Origin of the sequence: Kitasatospora sp. NPDC058115 (assembly GCF_042884635.1) — a bacterium.
Classification (GTDB): Bacteria; Actinomycetota; Actinomycetes; order Streptomycetales; family Streptomycetaceae; genus Kitasatospora.
In genome coordinates, this window is record NZ_JBHVTL010000012.1 from 54,983 (window position 1) to 77,888 (window position 22,906).

Below are 22,906 nucleotides of genomic sequence, written 5' to 3' on the forward strand. Positions count from 1 at the left end.
TCATTCATCAGGTCGATGGAGCATGGTAATGAGCGAGTTCGATTCGGTTAAACCCGCGTTCGACATGATGACCGGGGAAGCGGTCGCCGTCATCGGCGCGGCCCGCCGCCCGGCACGGCCCTCCGACGGGATCGACGCGGAGTTCTTCGGGCTCCCGTCCGCCGGGTCCGCGGTGGCGGGCCCGGACCGGGCCGTGCTGCTGGAACCGCTCTGGGAGGCCCTGGAGGACGCCGGCGTCGTACCCTCGGCGCCGGCGGGCTCGGGCACCGGTGTCTTCCTCGCCCTGCCGCAGGGGCCGGACGACGACGGCGGCGAGGACGCCTTCGCCGCCCTGGTCGGCGCCGCACTGAGGCTGGCCGGCGGCGGCGCGGGCGTCGCCGTCACCCGGTCCGTGCGGGAGGCCCTGCACGCCGCCCGCGCGAGCCTGTGCAGCGGCGCGCACGAGCTCGCGCTCGTCGCCGGACCGGACCCGCTGCTCCCCGGCCCCGACGGGCCGGCGGAGCAGGACGGCCACGGCGCCGTCCTGCTCAAGCCGCTCGCCCGCGCGCTCGCCGACGGCGACCGGATCCACGCCGTGCTCGACGGCGAGGACCTCCTGCCGGCACCCGGCCCCGCGACGGCGGCCGGCCCCGACGACGAACCGGCCACCGCAGCCGCGCCGCACCCGGTGGCCTGGGTCGTCTCCGCGCCCGACCCCGAGGCGCTCGCCACCCAGGCGCAGCGCCTCCACGCGGACCTGACCGGCCGTCCCGCGCTGCGGCCCGCCGACGTGGGCCACGCCCTGGCCACCACCCGCCACCGGTTCGCCGAACGCGCCGTCGTCCTCGGCGACACCCGCGAGGACCTGCTCGCCGGGCTCGCCGCCGCGGCCCGCGGCGACCTCGCCGCCAACCTGGTGCGCGGCACCGCCGGCCCGGCCCGCGCCGCCCTCCTGCTGCCCGGCCAGGGCGCTCAGTGGGCCGGCATGGGCGCCGAACTCCTCGACACCTGCGCCGCGTTCCGCGAGTCCGCCGAGGCCTGCCGGGCCGCCCTCGCCCCGCACCTGGACTTCGACGTGCTGGACGTGCTGCGCGACGCCCCCGGCGCCCGGCCGCTGGAGGGCGTGGAGGTCATCCAGCCCGCCCTGTTCGTCTTCCAGGTCGCCCTCGCCGACACCTGGCGCGCGTTCGGCGTGCGGCCGCGGGCCGTGGCGGGCCACAGCCTCGGCGAGATCGCCGCGGCCCACCTCGCGGGCGCGCTCACGCTGGCCGACGCGGCCCGGGTGGTGACCGTCTGGAGCCGCTGGGAGGCGACGCTGGCCGGCCGCGGCGCGATGGTCGTCATCCCGCTGCCCGCCGGGGAGGTCGCCGCCCGCCTGGCCCGCCGGGACGGCCGACTGGTGATCAGCGCGTACAACGGGCCCGCCTCCGTGGTGGTCTCCGGCGACGCCGACGCCGCCCTCGACCTGCTCGCCGAGCTGAACGCCGAGGGCGTGCGCGCCCGCCGGGTGGCCGTCGACGTGGCCGCGCACTCGCCCCAGATCGAGGAGATCCGCGCCCAGGTGCTGGACGGGCTGGCCGGCCTGCGCCCGCGCACCGCCCACACCCCCCTCTACTCCTCGCTGGACGGCGCCCGCATCGACGGCAGCGAGGCGGACGCCGACCACTGGTACGCGCTGCTGCGCCGGCCCGTGCAGTTCGAGCGGACCACCCGCGCACTGGTCGCCGACGGCCACGACCTGCTGATCGAGGTCGGCCCGCACCCCTCGCTGACCGCCGCCGTCCAGGACAGCGCCGCCGCCGAGGGCCGCGAGGCCGCCGTGCTCGGCTCGCTGCGCCGCGAGCAGGGTGGGCTGCGCCGGCTGCACACCGCGCTCGCCGAGGCCCACGTCCGGGGCGCCGAGGTCGACTGGCCCGCCGCGGTCGCCGCCGCCGGCGCCCCGGCCCCGCGCCCCGTGCCGCTGCCCACCTACGCCTTCCGCCGTCCGGGCGACGAGCGGGCCCGCCCGGCCGGCCGCACGGGCCTGCGCGAGCGGCTGCTCGCCCTGCCCGCGAGCGAGCACGAGCGGGTCACCGGAGAACTGGTGCAGGCCGTCGTCGCCACCCTGCTCGGCTCCGCCGGCCCCGGCGCGATCACCGCCGAGCGCTCCTTCCGCGACCTCGGCCTCGACTCGGTCGGCGCCGTCGAACTGCGCAACCGGCTGGGCGAGGCCACCGGACTCGCCCTGCCGCACACCGTGGTCTTCGAACACCCCACGCCCGCCTCCCTGGTGCGCCGTCTGCTGACCGAGGCGCTCGGCGCCGGCGAGCGGGCGGCCGAGGACGAGACGGCGGCCGCCTGGGACGAGCCGATCGCGATCGTCGCGATGAGCTGCCGCCTGCCCGGCGGGATCAGCACCCCCGAGGAGCTGTGGCGGGTGCTGAGCGCGGGCGAGGACACCCTCTCGGCCCTCCCGCGCGACCGCGGCTGGGACGTCGACGGGCTCTACGACGCCGAGCCCGGCCTCGCCGGGCGCTACTACCAGCGCGAGGGCGGGTTCCTGCACGACGCCGCCGACTTCGACCCCGAGTTCTTCGGGATCTCGCCGCGCGAGGCGCTGGCCATGGACCCGCAGCAGCGCCTGCTGCTGGAGACCGCCTGGGAGGCCTTCGAGCGGGCCGGCATCGTCCCGCGGAGCCTGCGCGGCAGCCGCACCGGCACCTTCGTCGGCGCCATGACCCCGGACTACGGCCCGCGCCTGCACCAGGGCGACGAGGAACTCGGCGGGTACCTGCTGACCGGCAGCACCGCCAGCGTCGCCTCCGGGCGGATCGCCTACTCCTTCGGCCTGGAGGGGCCGGCGGTGACGGTCGACACGGCCTGCTCCTCCTCCCTGGTGGCCCTGCACCTGGCCGTGCAGGCGCTGCGCTCGGGCGAGTGCTCGCTGGCGCTCGCCGGCGGCGCCACCGTCATCCCCACGGTGGGCATGTTCCTGGAGTTCAGCCGCCAGCGGGCCCTGGCGCCCGACGGCCGCTGCAAGGCCTTCTCGGACCGGGCGGACGGCTTCGGCCTCGCCGAGGGCACCGGCATGCTCCTGCTGGAGCGGCTGTCCGACGCCCGGCGCCACGGCCACCCCGTGCTGGCCCTGGTGCGCGGCACCGCGATCAACCAGGACGGCGCCAGCAACGGACTGACCGCCCCCAGCGGCACCGCGCAGCAGCGGGTGATCCGCCAGGCCCTGGCCGTCGCGGGGCTCGCCCCGGCCGACGTCGACGCGGTGGAGGCGCACGGCACCGGCACCCGCCTCGGCGACCCGATCGAGGCGCAGGCCCTGCTGGCGACCTACGGGCAGGACCGTGAACTCCCCCTGTGGCTGGGCTCGCTGAAGTCGAACATCGGCCACACCCAGGCCGCGGCCGGCATCGCGGGCGTCATCAAGATGGTCCTCGCGCTCCAGCACCGGACCCTGCCGAGGACCCTGCACGCGGCCGAGCCCTCGACCCGGGTGGACTGGACGGCGGGCGCGGTGCGGCTGCTGGCCGAGCCGGTCGACTGGTCCGACGGCGACCGCCCGCGCCGGGCCGGCGTCTCCTCCTTCGGCATCAGCGGCACCAACGCCCACGCCATCCTCGAACAGGCGCCCGCCACCGACCGGGACGAGGCCGCCGAGGCCACCCCCGCCGAGCCCGCCGCCGACGCCGTCCCGCAGGGCGCGGCGCAGCCCGTGCCGTGGCTGCTCTCCGCCCGCACCCCCGAGGCCCTCGCCGCCCAGGCCCGCGCGCTGCTCGCGCACGCCGAGGCCCACCCCGGACTGCACCCCGCCGACCTCGGCCACGCCCTGGTCCGCACCCGCACCGCCTTCGAGCACCGGGCCGTGGTGGTCGGCGCGGACCACGCGGAACTGACCGACGGGCTGCGGGCGCTGGCCGCCGGCGGCACCGCCCCCAACACCGCCCAGGGCCAGGCCGCCGAGGGCCGGCGGGTGGTCTTCGTCTTCCCCGGCCAGGGCTCGCAGTGGGCCGGCATGGCGGTCGACCTGCTGGACGGCTCGGCGGTCTTCCGCGAGCGGATGCGCGCCTGCGGCGCCGCGCTCGCCCCCTACGTCGACTGGTCGCTGGAGGACGTGCTGCGCGGCGCCCCCGGCGCACCGGCGCTGGAGGCCGCCGCCGTCGTGCAGCCCGCGCTGTGGGCCGTCATGGTGTCGCTGGCGGAGCTGTGGACCGCCTCCGGCGTCCGGCCCTCGGCCGTGGTCGGCCACTCCCAGGGCGAGATCGCCGCGGCCTGCGTGGCGGGCGCCCTCGACCTCGACGACGCGGCCCGCGTCGTCGCGCTGCGCAGCCGGCTGCTGGCCCGGCTCGCCGGGCTCGGCGGCATGGTGGCCCTGCCGCAGCCGCCGGCGGAGGTCACCGCACGGCTGGCCCGCTGGGACGGCAGGATCGGCGTCGCGGCCGTGAACGGCCCCCGCTCGGTGGTGGTCTCCGGCGACGCGGACGCGCTGGACGAACTGATGGTCTCCTGCGAGCTGGACGGCGTGCGGGCCCGGCGGGTGCCGGTGGACTACGCCTCGCACTGCGCCCACGTCGAGGCCATCGAGGAGGAGCTCGCCGGGGCGCTGGCGGGCATCACCCCGCACGCCCCACAGGTGCCGTTCTACTCCACGGTCACCGGCGAGGTGGTCCGGGGCGCGGAGCTCGACGCCGCCTACTGGTACCGCAACCTGCGCGGCACCGTGCAGTTCGAGTCGGCCACCCGGCGGCTGCTGGCCGACGGCCACCAGGTCTTCGTCGAGGCCAGCCCGCACCCGGTGCTCGCCCTCGGCGTCCAGGAGAGCGCGGAGGCCGCCGGGGCGCCCGCCGAGGTGGTGGGCTCGCTCAACCGGGGACAGGGCGGCCCCGACCGCTTCCTGCGGGCGCTCGGCGAGGCCCACGTCCGGGGCGTGGACGTCGACTGGCCGGCGGTCTTCCCCGGCCGCGCCACCCGCACCCTCGCCCTGCCGACCTACCCCTTCCAGCGCCGCCGCCTGTGGCTGGACCCGGACGCGCCCGCCGCCGCGGCCCCGGCGGTCCGCGACGCGGCCGAGACGCGGTTCTGGGAGGCCGTCGAGAACGAGGACCTCCGGACGCTGGCCGACACCCTGGCCCTGGACGCCGACGCCGCGCTCGCCGAGGTGCTCGGCGGTCTGGCCGCCTGGCGACGGCAGGCCGACGAGACCGCCACGGTCGACGGCTGGCGCTACCGGATCGACTGGCGGCCCCTGCCGCGCACCCCGGCGGCGCTGACCGGGACCTGGCTGGTCGTCGCCCCCGCCCCGGTCGCCGCCGCCGCCGCGGCCGACGGGGAGCCGCCCCGGCTCACCGCGATCCGCCGCGCGCTCGCCGAGCACGGCGCGCGCACCGAGCTGTTCACCGTCGAGCCCGGCGAGGACCGCGGGCGGCTGGCGGCCCGGCTGGCCGGGCTGGACACCGGCGGCCTCACCGGAGTGCTGTCCCTGCTGGCGGACGCGGAGCAGGAGCTGCCGGACCACCGGGTGACGGCCGGCCTCGCCGCGACCGTCGCCCTCGTCCAGGCGCTCGGCGACGCGGACCTCGGCGCCCCGCTGTGGTGCCTCACCTCCGGCGCGGTCGCCACCGGTCCCCAGGACCCGCCGCGCAGCCCGGCGCAGGCCCAGCTCTGGGGGCTGGGACGCGTGGTGGGCGCCGAGTACCCGCAGCGCTGGGGCGGCCTGATCGACCTGCCCGAGGAGCCGGACGAGCGCTCCCTCGCCCTGCTGGCCGGCGCCCTGGGCGGCTCGCGCGGCGAGGACGAACTGGCGGTCCGCGACGGCGTGGCGCTCGGCCGGCGGCTGGTCAGGGCCGCCGCGAGCGCAGTCCCCGCCCGGGCCGGACTGCGACCGCGCGGCACCGTCCTGGTCACCGGCGGCACCGGCACCCTGGGCGCCCACGTCGCCCGCCGGCTGGCGCACGACGGCGCCGAGCACCTGGTCCTGACCAGCCGCGCCGGCCAGGACGCGCCGGGCGCCGCCGAACTGCGCGCCGAGCTGGAGGCCATCGGCGCCCGCACCACCGTCGCCGCCTGCGACGTGGCCGACCGGGACCAATTGCGCACGCTGCTCGACTCGCTGGCCGGGGAACCGCCGCTCACCGGCATCGTGCACGCCGCCGGTGTCCTGGACGACGGCGTGCTCGACGCGCTGACCGTCGAACGCCTGGAGCGGGTCCTGCGCCCCAAGGTGGACGCCGCCCTCAACCTGCACGAGCTCACCGCCGACCGCGAGCTGGACTTCTTCGTCCTGTTCTCCTCGGTGGCCGGTGTCGTCGGCAACGCCGGCCAGGGCGGCTACGCCGCGGCCAACGCCTTCCTGGACGCGCTCGCCCACCGGCGCCGCGCCGAGGGTCTGCCCGCCACCGCCGTCTCCTGGGGCTCCTGGGGCTCCGGCGGCATGATGGCCGACGCCGTCGAACAGCACCTCAGCCGCCGCGGCATCGTCCCGATGCCCGCCGACCTCGGCGTCGAGGCGCTGCGCCGGGCCATGGAACACGACGACACCGCGGTCACCGTGGCCGACATCGCGTGGGACCGCTTCGTGGCGGCCTTCGCCGTCACCGGCCGCTACCCCCTGCTGAACGACCTGCCCGAGGCGCGCCGGCTGCTGGACGGCGGAGCGGCCACGGCCGCCGCCGGGGCGCAGGGCGGCGCCGGCGGCCGACCGGCGCTCGCCCAGCGGCTGGCCGGGCTGTCCGCGACCGAAGCGGCCCGCACGGTCCTCGAACTGGTCCGGGCGCAGGCCGCCACGGTGCTCGGCCACGCGGGACCGTCCGCCGTCCAGCCCGGGCGCGCCTTCCGCGAGGTCGGCTTCGACTCGCTGACCGCCGTCGAACTGCGCAACCGGCTCTCCGCGGCGACCGGCCTGCGGCTGCCCACCACCGTCGTGTTCGACCACCCCACCCCCACGGCCCTGGCGGGCTACCTGCACGCCGAGGCCGGCGGGCAGCGGGAGGAGCAGGGCGAGGCGTCGCACCCGGTGAACCCGGCGGGTCCGGGCGCGGACGGCGAGCCGATCGCCATCGTCTCGATGAGCTGCCGCTTCCCCGGCGGGGTCCACTCGCCCGAGCAGCTGTGGCAGCTGCTGGCCGACGGCGCCGACGCGCTGACCGGCTTCCCCGAGGACCGCGGCTGGGACCTCGACACCCTCTACCACCCCGACCCCGAACACCTCGGGACCACCTACTCCCGCGAGGGCGGGTTCCTGCACGACGCCGCCGAGTTCGACGCCGCTTTCTTCGGGATCTCGCCGCGCGAGGCGCTGGCCATGGACCCGCAGCAGCGCCTGCTGCTGGAGACCTCCTGGGAGGCGTTCGAGCGGGCCGGTATCGACCCGGCCACGCTCAAGGGGACCGCGTCCGCCGTCTTCGTCGGCTCCAACGGCCAGGACTACGCCTCCGGCCCGGGCCGGGCACCCGAGGGCGTCGAGGGCTACCTGCTCACCGGACGCGCCGCCAGCGTCGTCTCCGGCCGCCTGGCCTACGTCTTCGGCCTGGAGGGGCCGGCGGTGACGGTGGACACGGCGTGCTCGTCCTCGCTGGTCGCCCTGCACCTGGCGGTGCAGGCGCTGCGGCAGGGCGAGTGCACGCTCGCGCTGGCCGGCGGGGTGACCGTGATGGCCGACCCCGGCGTCTTCGTCGAGTTCAGCCGCCAGCGCGGCCTGGCCGCCGACGGCCGCTGCAAGGCCTTCGCCGCGTCGGCGGACGGCACGGGCTGGGGCGAGGGCGTCGGCATGCTGCTGCTGGAGCGGCTCTCCGACGCGCGCCGCCACGGGCACCCGGTGCTGGCCGTGGTGCGCGGCAGCGCGATCAACCAGGACGGCGCGTCCAACGGCCTGACGGCGCCGAACGGGCCGTCGCAGCAGCGGGTGATCCGCCAGGCGCTGGCGAACGCGGAGCTGTCGGCCGCGGACGTCGACGTGGTGGAGGCGCACGGCACCGGCACCACGCTGGGTGACCCGATCGAGGCGCAGGCGCTGCTGGCCACCTACGGCAAGGACCGCGAACGGCCGCTGTGGCTGGGCTCGTTGAAGTCCAACATCGGCCACACCCAGGCGGCGGCCGGAGTGGCGGGTGTGATCAAGATGGTGCTGGCCATGGAACACGGCCTGCTGCCGAAGACCCTGCACGTGGACGAGCCGACCCCGCACGTGGACTGGTCGGCGGGCGCGGTGGAACTGCTGACGGAGGCCGTCGACTGGCCGCAGGACGACCGCCCGCGCCGGGCCGGCGTGTCGGCCTTCGGCGTCAGCGGCACCAACGCCCACGTCATCCTGGAGGCGGTCCCGGCTCCGGGGGCGGCCGAGGGGGAGCCCGGAAGCGGGGTTGACCTGCCGCTGCCGTGGGTGGTGTCGGGCAAGGACGCCGGCGCCCTCGCGTCGCAGGCCCGGCGGCTCGCCGCCCACCTCGACGAGCACCCCGACCTGGACCTCGCCGACCTGGCGTTCTCGCTCGCCACCGGCAGGGCCGCGCTGGAGCGGCGGGCGGTGATCGTGGGCCGGGACCGGGAGGACCTGCGGGCCGGACTGGCCGCGCTGGCGCAGGACGGGGCGGCCCCGCACCTGGTGCGCGGCGCGGTCGGGCCGGACGGCGCCCGGGTGGCCCTGCTCTTCTCGGGGCAGGGGAGCCAGCGGCTGGGGATGGGGCGTGAGCTGCATGCGTCGTTCCCGGTGTTCGCGGCGGCGTTCGACGAGGTCTGCGCCGCCGTGGACGTCCACCTCGAACGGCCTTTGCGGGAGGTGGTGTTCGGCGAGGACGCGGAGCTGCTGGCGCGCACCGAGTTCACCCAGCCCGCGTTGTTCGCCATCGAGGTGGCGTTGTTCCGGCTGGTGGAGTCGTGGGGGGTGCGGGCGGACTTCCTGGCCGGGCACTCGATCGGCGAGCTGGCCGCCGCGCACGTCGCGGGCGTCTTCTCGCTGGCCGACGCCGCCGAACTGGTGGTGGCCCGTGGCCGGTTGATGCAGGAGCTGCCGTCGGGCGGGGCGATGGTGGCGGTGCAGGCCCCGGAGGACGAGGTCGTGCCGCTGCTCGCCGGTCGCGAGGACCGCGTGGGTATCGCGGCGGTCAACGGGCCGTCCTCGGTGGTGCTTTCGGGCGACGAGGACGCCGTCGCGGAGGTCGTCGCACTGCTGGAGGGCCGCCGGACGAAGCGGCTCACGGTCTCGCACGCGTTCCACTCGCCGTTGATGGAGCCGATGCTCGCGGGCTTCCGGGAGGTCGTGGAGCGCGTCACCTTCGCCGCGCCCACCCTGCCGATCGTCTCCACCCTCACCGGACGGCCGGTCTCGGCGGAGGAGTTGGCTGCCCCCGACTACTGGGTGCGCCACGTCCGCCACGCCGTCCGCTTCGCCGACGCCGTCGACACGCTCGCGGGCGAGGGCGTGACTGCGTTCCTGGAGGTCGGCCCCGGCGGCCTGACCCCGATGGTCCAGGAGACCCTGGCGGACGCCGTCGCCGTCCCCGCCCTGCGACGGGACCATGCCGAGGCCGAGTCCCTCACCACCGCGCTGGCCCACCTGCACACCCACGGCATCGCGCCCGACTGGGACGCAGTCCTCGCCGGCCGGGGCGCCCGCCGGATCGACCTGCCCACCTACGCCTTCCAACGCCAGCACTACTGGCTCCGGATGCCGGTGGCCGCCGACGCGGCCGCGATCGGCCTCGCCGACGCCGAACACCCCATGCTGGGAGCGGTCGTGGGACTGCCGGACGGCACCACGGTGCTGACCGGGCGGCTCTCGCAGACCACACACCCCTGGCTCGCCGACCACGCGGTGTCCGACGTGGTCCTGGTCCCCGGCACGGCCTTCGTCGAACTGGCCGTCCGCGCGGCCCAGCAGGTGGGCCACGACCGGGTCGAGGAGTTCACCCTGGAGGCCCCGCTGGTGCTGCCCGACCACGGCGGCGTCCAACTGCGGCTCACGGTCGGCCCCGAGGACCCCGCCGGACGTCGCACGCTCGCCCTGCACTCCCGGCCGGAGGACCGGCTCGACGAGCAGGAGTGGACCCGCCACGCCGGCGGGACGCTCGCGAGCGGGCCCGCAGCCGCCGAGCCGTTCGACCTGAGCGCCTGGCCGCCCCCCGGCGCCACCCCGGTGGACACCGCCGACCTCTACGACCGGCTGGACGAGCTGGGCTTCGGCTACGGCCCGGTGTTCCGCGGCCTGCGCGCGGCCTGGCGCCGGGGCGAGGACCTGTTCGCCGAGGCCGCCCTGCCCACGGCCGCCGCCGCCCAGGCGGGCGCCTACGCCCTGCACCCCGCGCTGCTCGACTCCGCGCTGCACGCCTCCTGGCTCGGCCTGCTCTCCGGCGCCGAGACCGGACAGGGCCTGCTGCCCTTCTCCTGGGGCGAGGTGGACCTGCGGGCCGGCGGCGCCGCCGTCGTCCGCGTCAAGCTGAGCCCGGCCGGGCCGGACACCGTGTCGGTGCTCGTCGCCGACGGCGCGGGACTGCCGGTCGCGTCGGTCGGAACCCTGGTGCTGCGCCCGGTCGCGGCCGAGCAACTGCGGGAGGCGGCCAGGTCCGAGCGGGACGCGCTGTTCCGGCTCGACTGGGTGGACGCGCCGCAGGGCGAGGCACTGCCAGCGTCGGCCGTGCTGACCCTGGAGGCCGCCGCCGACGGCTCGGAGCTGTCCGCGCTCGCCGACGCTCCGCTGCCGGCCTACACGGCGGTCACGGCCGCGGTGCCCGTGGACGCCGGGCCGGACGACCCGGCCGCCCTCGCCGACGCCGTCCGCGCCGCGAGCCACCGCGCACTGCGGCTGGTCCAGGACTGGCTGGCCGACGACCGCTTCACCGCCTCGCGCCTGGTGCTGGTGACCCGGCACGCCACCGCGCCCGACGGTGCGACCGGGACGGTCGACCCGGCCCAGGCCGCCGTCTGGGGCCTGCTGCGCTCGACCCAGTCGGAGCACCCGGACCGGTTCGTGCTGGTCGACCTGGACGGCGACACCGACGCCGCCGCCGTCCTGCCCGCCGCCCTGGCCGGCGGCGAGCCGCAGCTCGCCGTCCGGGACGGGCGCGTCCTGCTGCCCCGCCTGGCGAGGAGCGCGGACCCCGGGCCCGACGCCGGCCGGACCCTCCCGACCGGGGGCACCACACTGATCACCGGCGCGACCGGCACGCTCGGCCGGCTGGTGGCACGCCACCTGGTCACCGAGCACGGCGTGCGCCACCTCCTGCTGGTGGGACGCCGAGGACTCGCGGCCGAGGGAGCGGCGCAGTTCGAGGCCGAACTCACCGCCCTGGGCGCCGAACCCGTCACCGCCGCCTGCGACGTCGCCGACCGCGACGCGCTCGCCGCACTGCTCGCGACGATCCCCGCCGAGCGCCCGCTCACGGCCGTGTTGCACGCGGCCGGCGTGGTCGACGACGGCACCGTCTCCGCGCTCACACCCGAGCGGGTGGACCGGGTGCTGCGCCCCAAGGTGGACGCGGCGCTCAACCTCCATGAGCTCACCCGGGGCACGGACCTGTCCGCGTTCGTGCTGTTCTCCTCCGTCTCCGCCACGCTCGGCGGCGCCGGGCAGGGCAACTACGCGGCGGCGAACGCCTTCCTGGACGCCCTCGCGCAGCGCCGCCGGGCGGCCGGGCTGCCGGCGGTCTCGCTGGCCTGGGGCCTGTGGGCCGAGGGCAGCGGCATGACCGGCAAGCTCGCCACCGCCGACCTCGCCCGGATCCGGCGGATGGGCCTGGCCGCGATGGACTCCGCCGAGGCCCTCGCCCTGTTCGACGCCGCGTGCGCGAGCGACGCCGAGGTGCTCTACCCGGTGCGCCTGGACGCCGCCGGACTCCGCGGCCGGGCCGCCGACGGCGAGGTCCCGGCCCTGCTGCGCGGGCTGGTCAGGCCGGCCCCCCGGCGGACCCGGGCCGCCGACGCCCCGGCCGCGGGCGACTCCGGCACCCTCGCCGGCCGCCTGGCCCCGCTGGCCGAGGCCGAGCGGGTGCGTGTCCTGCTGGACCTGGTCCGCCTCCAGATCGCGACCGCGCTCGGCCACGCCTCCCCGGAGCAGGTCGATCCCGAACGGGCCTTCAAGGACCTGGGATTCGACTCGCTGACGGCGGTGGAGCTGCGCAACGCGCTGAACGCGGCCTGCGGGGTGCGGCTGCCGGCGACGCTGGTCTTCGACCACCCGACGCCGGAGGCGCTCGCCCGCCACCTGCTGGCCGAGCTGATGGGCTCGTCGGCGGGCGCGGCCGAGGAGAGCGCGCCGGCACCGCTGAGGGCGTCCTCCGGGCTCCCGCAGCAGGCCGGGGCGGACGAGCCGATCGCGATCGTGGGGATGAGTTGCCGGTATCCCGGTGGCGTTGCGTCGCCGGAGGAGTTGTGGCGGCTGGTGGCCGGGGGTGGTGACGCGATCGGTGGGTTCCCGGCGGATCGTGGTTGGGATCTGGAGGGGCTCTACCACCCGGATCCGGAGCATGCGGGGACGAGTTACACGCGTGAGGGTGGTTTCCTGTACGGGGCGGGGGAGTTCGATCCGTCGTTCTTCGGGATCTCGCCGCGTGAGGCGCTGGCGATGGATCCGCAGCAGCGGCTGTTGCTGGAGACGTCGTGGGAGGCGTTCGAGCGGGCCGGGATCGATCCGACCTCGGTGAAGGGCTCGCGGACCGGCGTCTTCGCCGGCGTGATGTACCACGACTACGGCTCCCGCCTGCCCGTCGCGCCCGAGGGCTTCGAGGGGTACCTGGTCAACGGCAGTGCGGGCAGCATCGCCTCGGGTCGGGTGGCGTACACCTTCGGCCTGGAGGGGCCGGCGGTGACGGTGGACACGGCGTGCTCGTCCTCGCTGGTCGCGCTGCACCTGGCGGCGCAGGCGCTGCGCTCGGGCGAGTGCTCGCTGGCGCTGGTCGGTGGCGTCACCGTGATGGCGACGCCGAGCATCTTCGTGGAGTTCAGCCGTCAGCGCGGGCTGTCGGCGGACGGCCGCTGCAAGGCGTTCGGTGCCGGGGCGGACGGCACGGGTTGGGCCGAGGGGGCGGGCATGCTGCTCGTCGAGCGCCTCTCGGACGCCGAGCGCCACGGGCACCGGGTGCTGGCGGTGGTGCGCGGCTCGGCGGTGAACCAGGACGGTGCGTCGAACGGCTTGACGGCGCCGAACGGGCCGTCGCAGCAGCGGGTGATCCGCCAGGCCCTGGCGAACGCCGGGCTGTCGGCGGCGGACGTGGACGTGGTGGAGGCGCACGGGACCGGTACGACGCTGGGTGACCCGATCGAGGCGCAGGCGCTGCTGGCCACCTACGGGCAGGACCGTGAACGGCCGCTGTGGCTGGGCTCGTTGAAGTCGAACATCGGTCACACCCAGGCGGCGGCGGGTGTCGCGGGTGTGATCAAGATGGTGATGGCGATGCGGCACGGTGTGCTGCCGCGCACCCTGCACGTGGACGAACCCTCGTCGCACGTGGACTGGTCGGCGGGCGCGGTGGAACTGCTGGCGGAGCCGGTCGAGTGGTCCGTGGGCGACCGCCCGCGCCGGGCCGGCGTCTCCTCGTTCGGTGTCAGCGGCACCAACGCGCACGTCGTGCTGGAGCAGGCCCCGGCGGCGGTCACCGACGAGAGCCCGCAGGGGGCGCCGACGTCGGACGTCGCCGTCGCCTGGCCACTGTCGGCGAAGGACCCGGCCGCGCTGCGGGGCCAGGCGGAGCGCCTGCTCACGCATCTCGCGGAGCGACCGGAGCTCGGCGTCGTCGAGGTCGGCCGGTCGCTGGCGACCTCGCGCGCCGCACTGGCGCACCGCGCCGTGGTGGTGGGCCGGGACCGGGAGGAACTGCTCCAGGGCCTGTCCGCGATGGCCGAGGACCGGCGGCCGTCCGCCGGCCTGGTGACCGGTGAGGCGGGTTCCGCGGCCGGTCGGCTCGCGTTCCTGTTCTCGGGGCAGGGGAGTCAGCGGCTGGGGATGGGGCGTGAGCTGTGCGCGTCGTTCCCGGTGTTCGCGGAGGCGTTCGACCAGGTCTGCGAGGCGGTGGGCTTTCACCTCGAACGGCCTTTGCGGGAGGTGGTGTTCGGCGAGGAAGCGGAGCTGCTGGCGCGCACGGAGTTCACCCAGCCGGCGTTGTTCGCGGTCGAGGTGGCGCTGTTCCGGCTGGTGGAGTCGTGGGGGGTTCGTCCCGCCGTCCTGGCCGGTCACTCGATCGGCGAGTTCGCCGCCGCGCACGTCGCCGGGGTGCTGTCGTTGGAAGACACCGCCGAACTGGTGGTGGCGCGCGGCCGGTTGATGCAGGAGCTGCCGTCCGGTGGGGCCATGGTCGCGGTTCAGGCCGCGGAGGACGAGGTCGCACCGCTGCTCGCCGGCCGTGAAGAGAGCGTGGGTATTGCGGCGGTCAACGGCCCGTCCTCGGTGGTGCTTTCGGGTGACGAGGACGCCGTCACGGAGGTCGTCGCACTCCTGGAGGGCCGCCGGACGAAGCGGCTCACCGTCTCCCACGCGTTCCACTCGCCGCTGATGGAGCCCATGCTCGCGGGCTTCCGGGAGGTCGTGGAGCGCGTCACCTTCGGCGCGGCCACCCTGCCGGTCGTCTCCACCCTGACCGGACGGCCGATCTCGGCGGAGGAGTTGGCCGACCCCGACTACTGGGTGCGCCACGTCCGCCACGCGGTCCGCTTCGCCGACGCCGTCGAGACGCTCGCGGCGCAGGGGGTGACGGCGTACCTGGAGATCGGCCCCGGCGGCCTGACCCCGATGGTGCAGGAGACCCTGCCCGACACCACCGCCGTCCCCGCCCTGCGCGCCGATCGCACCGAATCCGCGGCCTTCACCGCCGCCCTCGCCCAGCTGCACACCCGGGGCGTCGCCCTCGACTGGGACGCGGTCTTCCCCGGCCCGGGCGCTCACCGGGTCGACCTGCCCACCTACGCCTTCCAGCGTCGGCACTACTGGCTGGAGGCGCCCGCGATCGCCGGGGACGTGGCCTCCGTCGGCCTGGCCTCCGCCGAGCACGCCCTGCTGGGTGCGGCCGTGAGCCTGCCCGACGGCGGCGTCCTGCTGACCGGGCGGCTGTCGCTCCCCACCCACCCCTGGCTGGCGGACCACGCGGTCTCCGGTGCGACCCTGCTGCCCGGTACGGCCTTCCTCGACATGGCGGTCCGGGCCGGTGACGAGGCCGGGTACGACCGGGTGGACGAACTGACCCTCTCCGCGCCGCTGGTGCTCCCCGCCCGGAACGCGGTGCAGATACGGGTGACCGTCGCGGCGGCCGACGGGACCGGGCGGCGCGCGGTGGAGATCCACTCGCGCCCCGAGGACGGTGCGGCCACGGACGCCCCGTGGACGTGCCACGCCATCGGCGTCCTCACGCAGGCCGGGGACGCGGCCTCGCCGGACACCGCCGACGCGGCCGTCTGGCCGCCCGCCGGTGCGACGGCGGTGGACATCGACGGCTGCTACGAGCGGCTGGCGGAGGCCGGCTTCGGCTACGGCCCGGTGTTCCGGGGCCTGCGGGCCGTGTGGCGGCACGGGGCGGAGCTCCTGGCCGAGGTCGCCCTGCCCGAGGACGTCCCGGTGGCCGGCTTCGCCCTGCACCCGGCCCTGCTCGACTCCGCCCTGCACGCGATGGGGGTGGGCGGATTCCTGGCCGACGGCCACGAGGGACGGCTGCCGTTCTCGTGGAGCGGGGTGCGGGTGTCCGCCACGGGTGCGACGGCGTTGCGGGTCCGGCTGGCCCCGGCGGCCGGCTCCGGGGCCGGAGCGGACACCGTGTCGCTGGCGATCGCGGACGGCGAAGGCCGCCCGGTGGCGTCGGTGGGCACGCTGGCCCTGCGGTCGGTGACGGGCGAGCAGCTCGCGGCGGCCCGGTCCACCGAGGCGGGTTCGCTGCTCCGGGTGGAGTGGGTGCCGGGGGTGGTGTCGGCCGGTGCGGTGGAGGTGGAGGTCCGTGAGGGTGTGGCGGGTCTCGGGCGTGAGGGTGCTGCGGTGCCGGGGGTGGTGGCGGTGGTGTGCGCGTCGTCGGGGTCCGGTGCCGGGGGTGTGCGTGGGGTTGTGGGGGGTGTGCTGGAGCTGGTGCGGGACTGGGTGGTGGAGGAGCGGTTCGGTGGTTCGCGGTTGGTGGTGGTGACGCGTGGTGGTGTTGCGGTGGGTGCGGACGAGGGTGCTGGGGTGGAGGTCGGTCAGGCGGCGGTGTGGGGTCTGGTGCGGTCGGCGCAGTCGGAGCATCCGGGTCGGTTGGTGCTGGTGGATGTGGAGCCGGCGGTGGGGGACGTCGGGGCGGCGGTGTCGGTGGCGGTGGCGTCGGGGGAGCCGCAGGTGGCGGTGCGTGACGGTCGGGTGCTGGTGCCGCGTCTGGCGCGGGTGGCTGCCGGTGAGGGTGCTGCCGTTTCCTTCGCGGAGGGTGGCACGGTGCTGGTGACGGGTGCGAGCGGGACGTTGGGGCGGTTGGTGGCTCGTCATCTGGTGGTCGGGCACGGTGTGCGGCACCTGCTGCTGGTGAGCCGTCGCGGGGAACTGGCACCGGGAGCCGTGGAGTTCGAGACCGAACTCGCCGCCCTGGGCGCCGAGGTGACCACTACGGCGTGCGACGTGGCGGACCGTGATGCGCTCGCCGCGCTGCTGGCGGCCGTCCCGGCCGAGCACCCGCTGACCGGGGTCGTCCACGCGGCGGGAGTGGTGGAGGACGGCATCGTCACCGCCCTCACACCGGAGCGGATCGACCGGGTGTTCCGTCCGAAGGTGGACGCGGCTCTGCATCTGGACGAGCTGACGCGGGATGCGGAGCTGTCGGCGTTCGTCCTGTTCTCCTCGGCGGCGGGGGTGCTCGGCAGTGCGGGGCAGGGCAACTACGCGGCGGCGAACGCCTTCCTGGACGCGCTCGCGCAGCAGCGCCGGGCGGCCGGGCTGGCTGCGGTGTCGACGGCGTGGGGCCTGTGGGCCCAGGACAGCACGCTGAGCGGCGAGTTGAGCGAGGCGGACCGGCGCCGGATCTCCCGCTCGGGGATGACCGCGATCGAGACCGCCGACGGCCTGGCGCTCTTCGACGCCGCCCTGCGCACCACCGAGCCGGTCGTGGTGCCCACCCGGCTGGAGTACGCCGCCCTGGCCGCACAGGCCCGCTCCGGGTCGCTGCCGCCGCTGCTCAGCGCTCTGGTGCGGACCCCGGTGCGGCGCACGACGGCCGGCGCCGCCACGGCCGCGCCCGGATCCTCGCTGGCGCAGCGACTGGCGGGCCGCTCCGAGGTCGAGCAGTTCGACCTCGTGCAGTCCCTGGTGCGCGAGCAGGCGGCCACCGTCCTGGGCCACGAGTCGGCGGCCACCGTCGCGGTGGACCGCCAGTTCCGGGACCTGGGCTTCGACTCGCTGACGGCCGTGGAACTGCGCAACGCGCTGAACGCGGCCTGCGGGGTGCGGCTGCCGGCGACGCTGGTCTTCGACCACCCGACGCCGGAGGCGCTCGCGCGGTACCTGCTGGCCGAGCTGGTCGGCTCGTCGACGGCCGAGCGGGAGCTCGCCGGCCTCTCCCGGCCGACGGCCGGGGCGGACGAGCCGATCGCGATCGTGGGGATGAGTTGCCGGTATCCCGGTGGTGTCGCGTCGCCGGAGGAGTTGTGGCGGCTGGTGGCCGGGGGTGGTGACGCGATCGGTGGGTTCCCGGCGGATCGTGGCTGGGATCTGGAGGGGCTCTACCACCCGGATCCGGAGCATGCGGGGACGAGTTATACGCGTGAGGGTGGTTTCCTGTACGGGGCGGGGGAGTTCGATCCGTCGTTCTTCGGGATCTCGCCGCGTGAGGCGCTGGCGATGGATCCGCAGCAGCGGCTGTTGCTGGAGACGTCGTGGGAGGCGTTCGAGCGGGCCGGGATCGATCCGACCTCGGTGAAGGGCTCGCGGACCGGTGTCTTCGCCGGCGTGATGTACCACGACTACGCCTCGCAGCTCGCCGAGGTGCCGGACGGCCTCGAAGGCCATCTCGGGATGGGCACCTCCGGCAGCGTGGCGTCCGGCCGGGTGGCGTACACCTTCGGCCTGGAGGGGCCGGCGGTGACGGTGGACACGGCGTGCTCGTCCTCGCTGGTCGCGCTGCACCTGGCGGCGCAGGCGCTGCGCTCGGGCGAGTGCTCGCTGGCGCTGGTCGGTGGCGTCACCGTCATGGCGACGCCGAACACCTTCATCGAGTTCAGCCGCCAGCGCGGGCTGTCGGCGGACGGCCGCTGCAAGGCGTTCGGCGCCGGGGCGGACGGCACGGGCTGGGCCGAGGGGGCGGGCATGCTGCTCGTCGAGCGGCTCTCGGACGCCGAGCGCCACGGGCACCGGGTGCTGGCGGTGGTGCGCGGCAGTGCGGTGAACCAGGACGGTGCGTCGAACGGCTTGACGGCGCCGAACGGACCGTCGCAGCAGCGGGTGATCCGCCAGGCCCTGGCGAACGCCGGGCTGTCGGCGGCGGACGTGGACGTGGTGGAGGCGCACGGGACCGGTACGACACTGGGTGACCCGATCGAGGCGCAGGCGCTGCTGGCCACCTACGGCCAGGAGCGGCCGGCGGACAAGCCGCTCCGCCTGGGTTCGGTGAAGTCGAACATCGGCCACACCCAGGCCGCGGCGGGTGTCGCGGGTGTGATCAAGATGGTGATGGCGATGCGGCACGGTGTGCTGCCGAAGACCCTGCACGCGGACGAGCCCTCGTCGCACGTGGACTGGTCGGCGGGCGCGGTGGAACTGCTGACGGAGGCCGTCGACTGGCCGCAGGACGGCCGCCCGCGCCGGGCCGGCGTCTCCTCGTTCGGTGTCAGCGGCACCAACGCGCACGTCGTACTGGAGCAGGCCCCGGCGGCGGTCGCCGACGAGGAGCCGGAGAGCGCACCGGCCAGCGGTGCCGCCGTCGTGCCGTGGACGCTGTTCGCCAAGGACGAGCCCGCGCTGCGGGCGCAGGCGCGGCGCCTGGCCGCGTTCGTCACCGAGCGCCCCGAACTCGACCCGGTCGACCTCGGCTACTCGCTGGCCACCTCGCGCGCCGCGATGGAGCACCGCGCCGTGGTGGTGGGCCGTGACCGGGAGGAACTGCTCCGGGGCCTGTCCGCGATGGCCGAGGACCGGCAACTCCCCGGGTCGGCGCGCGGCGCCGCTTCCCCGGATGCCGGGCCGGCGTTCCTGTTCTCGGGGCAGGGGAGTCAGCGGCTGGGGATGGGGCGTGAGCTGCACGCGTCGTTCCCGGTGTTCGCGGAGGTGTTCGACGAGGTCTGCGCCGCCGTGGATGTCCACCTCGAACGGCCCTTGCGGGAGGTGGTGTTCGGCGAGGACGCGGAGGTCCTGAACCGGACGGAGTTCACCCAGCCGGCGTTGTTCGCGGTGGAGGTGGCGTTGTTCCGGCTGGTGGAGTCGTGGGGGGTCCGTCCCGCCGTCCTGGCCGGGCACTCGATCGGTGAGCTGGCCGCCGCGCACGTCGCGGGCGTCTTCTTGCTGGAAGACGCCGCCGAACTGGTGGTGGCACGCGGCCGGTTGATGCAGGAACTGCCGTCCGGTGGGGCCATGGTCGCGGTGCAGGCCTCGGAGGACGAGGTGCTGCCGCTGCTCGCCGGTCGCGAGGACAGCGTGGGCATTGCGGCGGTCAACGGCCCGTCCTCGGTGGTGCTTTCGGGTGACGAGGACGCCGTCGCGGAGGTCGTCGCACTGCTGGAGGGTCGCCGGACGAAGCGGCTCACGGTCTCCCACGCGTTCCACTCGCCGTTGATGGAGCCGATGCTCGCGGGCTTCCGGGAGGTCGTGGAGCGCGTCACCTTCGGCGCGCCCTCGCTGCCGATCGTCTCCACGCTCACCGGGCGGCCGGTCACGGCGGAGGAGTTGGCCAACCCTGACTACTGGGTGCGCCACGTCCGCCACACCGTGCGCTTCGCCGACGCGGTCGCGGCCCTGGCAGCCCGGGGAACGACGGCGTTCCTGGAGATCGGACCGGGCGGTCTGACCTCGATGGTCCAGGAGACGCTGCCGGACGCCCTCGCCGTCCCGGCCCTGCGATCCGACCGCGCCGAGGATGTGGCGCTGACCACCGCCCTGGCCGAGCTGCACGTGCGGGGCACCGCCCTCGACTGGGAGGCCGTCTTCGCCGGCCGGGGCGCCCGCCGGGTCGACCTGCCCACCTACGCCTTCCAGCACGAGCGCTACTGGCTGGAGTCGGGCCGCCCGACGGGCGATGTCACGGCGGCGGGCCTGACGGAGGCCGGCCACCCGCTGCTGGCGGCGGTGGTCACGCTGGCCGGTGGTGAGGGTGCGTTGTTGACGGGGCGGTTGTCGCTTGCGGCTCAGCCCTGGTTGGCGGAGCACGTGGTGGCGGGTGCGGTGCTGGTGCCGGGGACGGCGTTGGTGGATCTGGTGCTGCGGGCCGGTGACGAGGTGGGGTGCGAGCTCCTGGAGGAGCTGACGCTCCAGGCGCCGTTGGTGCTGCCCGAGCAGGGCGCGGTGCAGGTCCAGATCACGGTGAGCGCCGCCGACGAGACCGGCCGCCGCACGGTGAACGTGTACGGGCGCCCGGAGGCGGGCGACGGCTCCGAGCCGTGGACCTGCCACGCGGCCGGAGCGGTCGCACCCGGGCGGAGCGAAGCCTTCGACCTCGCGGACTGGCCGCCGGCCAGGGCGGAGGCCGTGGCGACCGAGGGCTGCTACGACCGCCTGGCCGACCTGGGCCTGTCCTACGGCCCGGTGTTCCAGGGGCTGCGCGGGGTGTGGCGGCGTGGTGAGGAGGTGTTCGCCGAGGTGGCGCTGCCGGAGGGCACCGAGGTCGACGGGTTCGGTGTCCACCCGGCGCTGCTGGACGCGGCCCTGCACGCGGTGGGCCTGGGCGGGCTGCTGCCCGACACCGGACAGGGGCGGATCCCGTTCTCCTGGAGCGGTGTGCGCCTGGCGGCGACCGGCGCGGGCGCGCTGCGCGTGCGACTGGCCCCGGCCGGGCCGGACGCCGTCTCGCTGCTGGCCGCCGACGCCACCGGCCGGCCCGTCGCCACCGTCGACTCCCTGGTCCTGCGCCCCCTCGTCGCCGAGGAGCTGACCGCTGCCCGCGGGGACTCGCTCCACCGCGTCGACTGGACGGTCCTGCCGGTCGAGTGGCGGCCGATGGTGCAGTCGTGGGCCGTCATCGGCGACGACGACGGCCTGCGCACCGCCGTCGAGGAGACCGGGGCGCAGGCCGACTTCCACCCGGACCTGGCCGATGTGCTGCGGCGGGTGGAGAGCGGCGGCCAGGTGCCCGCGGTGGTCCTGGCCGCGGTGGGCGGCCGGGTCGACAGCGACCACCCCGCCCAGCACGTGCACCGCACCGTCCACCGGATGCTGGAGCTGGTGCAGCAGTGGGTGTCCGACGAGCGGCTGAGCGACTCCCGGCTCGTGGTCCTGACCGGCAATGCGGTGGTCGCACGGGACAGCGACAAGGAGGTCGATCCGGCCCAGGCGGCCGTCCGGGGCCTGGTGCGGTCCGCGCAGTCGGAGCACCCGGGCCGGTTCCTCCTGGTCGACCTGGACCGGGACGCGGAGTCGGTGGGCGTCCTGCCCGCTCTGCTCGACGCGGGCGAGGAACAGAGTGCGGTGCGTGACGGCCGGGTGCTGGCGCCGCGTCTGGCGCGGGTGGCTGCCGGTGAGGGTGCTGCCGTCTCCTTCGCGGAGGGTGGCACGGTGCTGGTGACGGGTGCGAGCGGGACGTTGGGGCGGCTGGTGGCTCGTCACCTGGTGGTCGGGCACGGTGTGCGGCATCTGCTGCTGGTGAGCCGTCGCGGGGAACTGGCACCGGGAGCGGTGGAGTTCGGGACCGAACTCGCCGCCCTGGGCGCCGAGGTGATCACCAAGGCGTGCGACGTGGCGGACCGTGATGCGCTCGCGGCGCTGCTGGCGGCCGTGCCGGCCGAGCACCCGCTGACCGGGGTCGTGCATGCAGCGGGGGTGACGGACGACGGGCTGATCGGGTCGTTGTCGTCGGAGCGGCTGGACCGGGTGTTCCGTCCGAAGGTGGATGCGGCTTTGCATCTGGACGAGTTGACGCGGGATGCGGAGCTGTCGGCGTTCGTCCTGTTCTCTTCGGCGGCCGGGGTGTTCGGCAGTGCGGGGCAGGGCAACTACGCGGCGGCGAACGCCTTCCTGGACGCGCTCGCGCAGCAGCGGCGGGCGGCCGGGCTGGCGGCGGTGTCGATGGCCTGGGGTCTGTGGGCCGAAGGCAGCGACATCACCGGCCGGATGACGGAGGCCGACCGCGCCAGGATGGCCCGCGGCGGAGTCCTGCCGCTCGCCACCGAGGAAGGGCTGGCACTCTTCGATGCGGCGCTGAGCCAGGACGGGACGACCGTCGTGCCGGTGCGCCTGGACCCGGCGGGTCTGCGGGCGCAGGCCGCGGCGGGGTCGCTGCCCGCGCTGTTGCGGGGCCTGGTGCGGGTGCCGGTCCGGCGGGCGGCCGCGAGCGCGGCGCCGGGCGGGGCGGCCACGCTGTCCGCACGGCTGACCGGCCTGCCCGAGGCCGACCAGCGCAAACTGCTGCTGGACGTGGTCTGCGAGCACGTGGCGTCGGTCCTGGGACTCGCCTCGCCCCAGGCGGTGCGTCCCGACCGGCAGTTGCGCGAGCTCGGCTTCGACTCGCTCACGGCCGTCGAACTGCGCAACCGCCTGGCCGCGGCCAGCGGACTGCGGCTGCCGCCGACGCTGATCTTCGACTACCCGACGCCCAACGAGGTCGCCGAGTACCTGCGGGCCGAGTCCGCGCCGGCGGCGCCCGGTGTCGGCGAGCTGCTCGCCGAACTCGACGGCCTGGAAGCGGCGTTGCGGACGGCGGCACCGGACGGTGAAGGCCGGACGGCGGTCGCCGCGCGGCTGCGGGCGCTGGCCGCGCTGTGGACGGACGCCGCTCCGGCCGAGGGTACCGGCGTCGCCGAGGAACTCGGCGCCGCGACCGACGACGAGATGTTCGACTTCATCGGCAAGGAGTTCGGCATCTCCTGACCCCCCGGAGAG

At 76.1% G+C, this 22,906-nt stretch carries 1 protein-coding gene; it reads left to right on the plus strand.

From position 1 onward, the window contains the following. Positions 1–28 precede the first annotated feature (28 nt). On the plus strand, positions 29–22,894 hold the full coding sequence (locus ACFVVL_RS14970) for a type I polyketide synthase (RefSeq protein ID WP_387675051.1): 22,866 nt from the start codon (positions 29–31) through the stop codon (positions 22,892–22,894). Positions 22,895–22,906: the final 12 nt, after the last annotated feature.

Excerpts from the sequence above, each read along its gene's own strand:
- ACFVVL_RS14970 (WP_387675051.1), top strand. The coding sequence starts at position 29 with ATGAGCGAGTTCGATTCGGTTAAACCCGCGTTCGACATGATGACCGGG.